The organism is Rhodococcus sp. EPR-134 (assembly GCF_001647205.1).
GTDB lineage: Bacteria > Actinomycetota > Actinomycetes > Mycobacteriales > Mycobacteriaceae > Rhodococcus_F > Rhodococcus_F qingshengii.
Genome location: NZ_LVCT01000250.1, coordinates 1 through 4,354, shown reverse-complemented (window position 1 = coordinate 4,354; position 4,354 = coordinate 1). Strand labels below are relative to the sequence as shown.

5 protein-coding genes are annotated in these 4,354 nt (G+C 60.4%); 3 read left to right on the top strand and 2 right to left on the bottom strand.

From position 1 onward, the window contains the following. From A2J01_RS11150 to A2J01_RS11140, 3 genes are all read left to right on the top strand, one after another. The coding region (locus tag A2J01_RS11150) for a serine hydrolase domain-containing protein (RefSeq protein ID WP_064112697.1) at positions 1–697 on the top strand (697 nt) is incomplete at its 5' end. Between the two features lie 297 nt (positions 698–994). Further along, entirely contained in the window at positions 995–1,681 is a 687-nt protein-coding gene (locus tag A2J01_RS11145) for a TetR/AcrR family transcriptional regulator C-terminal domain-containing protein (protein ID WP_064112696.1), read from the top strand. Positions 1,682–1,690: 9 nt separating this feature from the next. Beyond that, positions 1,691–2,818 carry an FAD-dependent oxidoreductase gene (locus A2J01_RS11140; RefSeq protein WP_064112695.1) on the top strand — a complete coding sequence of 376 codons (1,128 nt, stop codon included), beginning with the start codon at positions 1,691–1,693 and terminating at the stop codon, positions 2,816–2,818. A gap of 15 nt (positions 2,819–2,833) precedes the next feature. Here the strand turns inward: A2J01_RS11140 and A2J01_RS11135 are convergent, their stop codons facing one another. Both A2J01_RS11135 and A2J01_RS11130 read right to left on the bottom strand, forming a co-directional pair. Continuing rightward, positions 2,834–3,685 (bottom strand): SDR family oxidoreductase, encoded by an 852-nt coding sequence (locus A2J01_RS11135; protein WP_058226315.1) that lies wholly within the window; start codon positions 3,683–3,685, stop codon positions 2,834–2,836. A 102-nt stretch (positions 3,686–3,787) separates the two neighbouring features. Beyond that, a partial coding sequence (locus tag A2J01_RS11130) for a GntR family transcriptional regulator (protein WP_064112694.1) occupies positions 3,788–4,354 on the bottom strand: 567 nt, incomplete at its 5' end.

The window sequence follows — 4,354 nt, the reverse complement described above, 5'->3', positions numbered from 1 at the left end:
CACGACGTCCGAACAGTTTGTGATGGAATATCTTTCGGATCCCCGCCGAACTTTCACACCGGAGGAACTCGTCGGGTACGTCAAGGACCTCCCACTCCAACTTCGACCAGGGACCACCGTCGACTATTCGAACACCAACACTGTTCTGCTGGGCATGGTGATCGAAAAGGTCTCCGGCTCAAAACTGTCGGAAGTCATCGACACCAAGATCACGACACCACTCGGAATGGAGCACACCAGCTTTCCCACCACCAGCGCGTTCCCGACACCACACGCTCAGGGGTACACCAACCAAACGCTCGACGAATCCGTGACCGCGGCGACGGACTGGAATCCGTCGTGGGGCGGCGCCGCGGGTGCAATGATCTCGTCGTTGGACGACATGCGCATCTGGGTTCCGGCGCTGGCCAAAGGCGATCTCCTGACCGACGCCACTCAGAAGCAGCGCCTGCAAACCGTGAGCTTGAGCGAAGGGGACGACAGCTCCGGCTACGGACTCGGTTTGTTCAACAGCGGCGGCTGGATCGGTCACAACGGAAGCCTGCCCGGCTACAAGACAGTCTCGGTCTACTTGCCCGAGAAGGACACAACCCTGGTCGTCTTCATCAACACCGACATCGACGGAGAGACCGACCTGACCAGTGCTTTGATGGTGCCGATCACCAAGTTGATCAGCCCGGGCAACGTCTACGGCTGATCACCGCGGGTCCGATCCACAATTCGGACGAAAGTGACATCTCGGGTTTCGATCTGTCGATAGGCTCGACCGTCGACAGATCGAAACCCGAAAGAGGCACTCATGGGATCGTTGAACGACTGGCTTCTCGACAGCGACAGCCCGCTCGTGGGGATTGTGGGTGGCATCCTACTGACGATCGCAATGCTCTCCGGCGGTACGGGCATGTAGCCCATTCACATCAGCATGTGATTCGTGACATCAGCACGTGACTCAACGAACATGTTCGTTACGAACATGTTCGTGTACGGTAAAAACATGCCCAACCAGCCAGCAAGTCCATCGAGCCGACGCAATCGTCCGGCCAAACCCGCTCTGACACGCGAGGGCATCGTCAGTACCGCGGTGGAAATCTTGCGATCGGAGGGGTTGCAGAAATTGACCATGCGTCGACTCGCCCTCGAACTCGATACCGGGCCGGCATCTCTGTACGTGTACGTTCAAAATACCGCCGAATTGCACGCCGCCGTTCTGGACACACTTCTCGGAGTGGTCGACCTCGCCGAAAATTCCTCCGGCACTTGGCAAGCTCGCCTTGAACGGGTGTTGACCTCGTACACGGCCGTGCTGTTCGATCATCCCGGTCTCGCCCAGTCGGCACTCGTTTCCCGACCCAGCGGAGTTCACTACGTACGCCTGCTCGAGCGCCTGCTGGCATTGCTCGACGAAGGCGAAGTCCCTCCAGGTCAAGCCGCGTGGGGCGTGGACTTGCTACTGCAGTACGCGACGTCCACTGCTGCCGAACACTCGGCGCCGAACAGTTCCGCCGACGCGGATGCCCAATGGAGCGCGCTGACCGACGCAATCCAGAACGCAAACCCGCAGACGCACCCACTCGTCGCAAGACATGCAACAGCTCTACTTGCCGGTGAACCCTCGGCGCGCCTCTCCTGGGGATTCCGCACGCTCATCACGGGCATCGAGAACACCCCACTCACTTCTTAGGAACCCACCATGAACCAGTACCCCATCGCAATCATCGGCGCCGGCCTCGGTGGCCTCACCCTCGCCCGAGTCCTCCATCTCCGCGGAATCGATTCGGCGGTATTCGATCTCGAATCCGGACCGACAGCCAGAACTCAAGGCGGGATGCTCGACATCCACGAAGACTCGGGTCAGATCGCGCTTCGTGCCGCCGGCCTCTATGAGGAGTTCCGCGCCCTCGTTCATCAAGGCGGGGAAGAGACACGCGTCCTCGATCGAAATGCCGTCGTGCACCTGAGCGAGCAGGACACCGGAGACGGCGACCGCCCGGAAATCGACCGCGGCCAGCTCCGTGACCTACTGCTCAGCTCAATTCCGAAGGAAACAATCCACTGGGGAGCCAAGGTCCGCAGTGCTCATCCGTTGCCGGATGGTCGACACGAAGTTCACCTCGCGGATGGAACCCACTTCACCACCGATCTCCTGGTCGGCGCCGACGGTGCGTGGTCGAAAATCCGTCCATTGGTTTCAAACGACACTCCTGCGTACACCGGAATATCTTTCGTGGAGTTCGACCTTCACGACGCCGACAACCAGCACGTGGATGCCACTGAAACCGTCGGCGGCGGAATGATGTTCGCACTCAGTGCCGACAAGGGCTTCCTTGCCCACCGTGAGACCGACAACAGTCTGCACATCTATGCCGCCCTGCGAGTTCCCGAGAGCTGGGCAGCGAGTGTCGACTTCTCCGACGATCACATCGCGAAGAAGGTTCTGCTGGAACACTTCTCGGACTGGGACGAGTCACTGCGTTCACTGATCGTCGAAGCCGACAGCTCGCTGACCCCTCGCCCCATCCATGCCCTTCCCATCGGCCACAGTTGGAGCCGTACTCCCGGGGTCACTCTGCTCGGGGACGCGGCCCACGTCATGTCGCCGTTTGCCGGAGAGGGCGCGAACCTGGCAATGCTCGACGGCGCGGAACTCGGCCAGGCGATCGCGTCGCACAGCAGCACGGAGGAAGGGCTAGCTGTCTACGAAGAGCGCCTATTCCCACGCAGCGCCGCATCGGCACAACAGTCCGCTGATGGACTGGACATGTGCTTCGGCGAGAACGCACCCCAGGGGCTCGTGGACATGTTCACCTCACTCCCGTGACCTGACAAACTCGGATCAGGTCGTCACGTCCACGTGGGCAAGCGACGAGGACAAACCGCGATGGGCTTCAACTTGATCGAGTAGTTGGTGGGCTTTCTGCTCGACCACGGACACTGCATCGGCACCGGCGACCCAACGACGTGGGGGTAGCGGCGAATCGACAAGTGCCACAAGTGCCGCGGCAAGTTTCACCGGATCCCCGCCCTGGGCACCGTTCATACTCTTCCACGCTTCGACGGTCTCGCCAGTCCGAGCGTCGTAATCGTCTATCGACAATTCCGGCCAGACCGACGACGCACCCTCGACAAGCAGTTCGGTCCGGAAGAATCCCGGCTCCACGATCATCGTCCCGATTCCGTACGGTTCGACATCGAATTGCAATGATTCCATCCAACCCTCCAGCGCAAACTTCGACGCCGCGTAGGCTGCGCAAAACTCCTGACCAACCAGGCCCGCAAGCGAGCTGACAGTCACGACACGTCCACTCCGTTGCCTACGCATTACCGGCAACACCGCCCGTGTCACATTGATCGGCCCGAAAAAGTTGGTCTCCATCTGAGCGCGAAGTTGCGCCGGACTGACAACCTCGAAGAACCCGGCGTAGAAGTTTCCGGCGTTGTTCACCAGTACATCGATTCCACCAAATCGTGCAACTGCCGTGTCCACCGCAGCATATGCGGCTTGTTCGTCGGTGATGTCCAAGGCAATCACCAACAGGTCGTCATGCGCACCGATCGCTGCAGAAACACGGTCCGCATCACGCCCCGTTGCCACCACCGCGTGCCCGGCGGCAAGAGCAGCCTGAGCAATATCGACTCCCATCCCCCGGCCTGCGCCGGTTACGAACCAGACCTTCTTGTCACCCATGTTCACTGTCCTCCCGTTTGATGGAGTCCAGTACAGAACAAATTCCACGGGCCTGGGAGTGCCTATCGTTCCCGGTAACAGCAGACCCCCTCGACGCCCCTCCTACTCGCGAAGAGTCGTCAAGAAGGCAATACGGTCACCACGGTAGAGCGAACGAACGCGCTCGATCGGCACACCATCCGGGTCGACAGACGTCCGGTGTAATAGAAGCATCGGCATCGAGGTGGTGGACTCGACGAGGGTTGCCTCCCGCGGTGAAGCGAGCACCGTCTCGATCCGTTCGGTTGCGGAGGCAAAGACCACGCCGATGGAACGGATAGCCGCGTACAGCGACGTCGTCGCATCGAAAGCGTCGAGCATCTCACCGAACCTGCTGTCCGGCAGGAACGTTGATTCGAGTCCGATCTTCTCTCCGTCGGCGAAGAGGACACGCTCGAGGTGAACGACGCTGTCACCTGGTTCGATACCCAATTCCGTGGCGAGACCGTCGTCGGCCGACATTCGTTCGAAGGTCACAACCTTACGACTGGGTACTCGCCCAGCGCTCAGAGCACCTTCGGTATAGGAACGAATCGATAGCGGCTGAACCAACTTCGGACTCGCGACGACAGTGCCCCGCCCCCGCCGCTCGATTCGCCCTTCGACAAGAAGATCACGAAGCGCTTGACG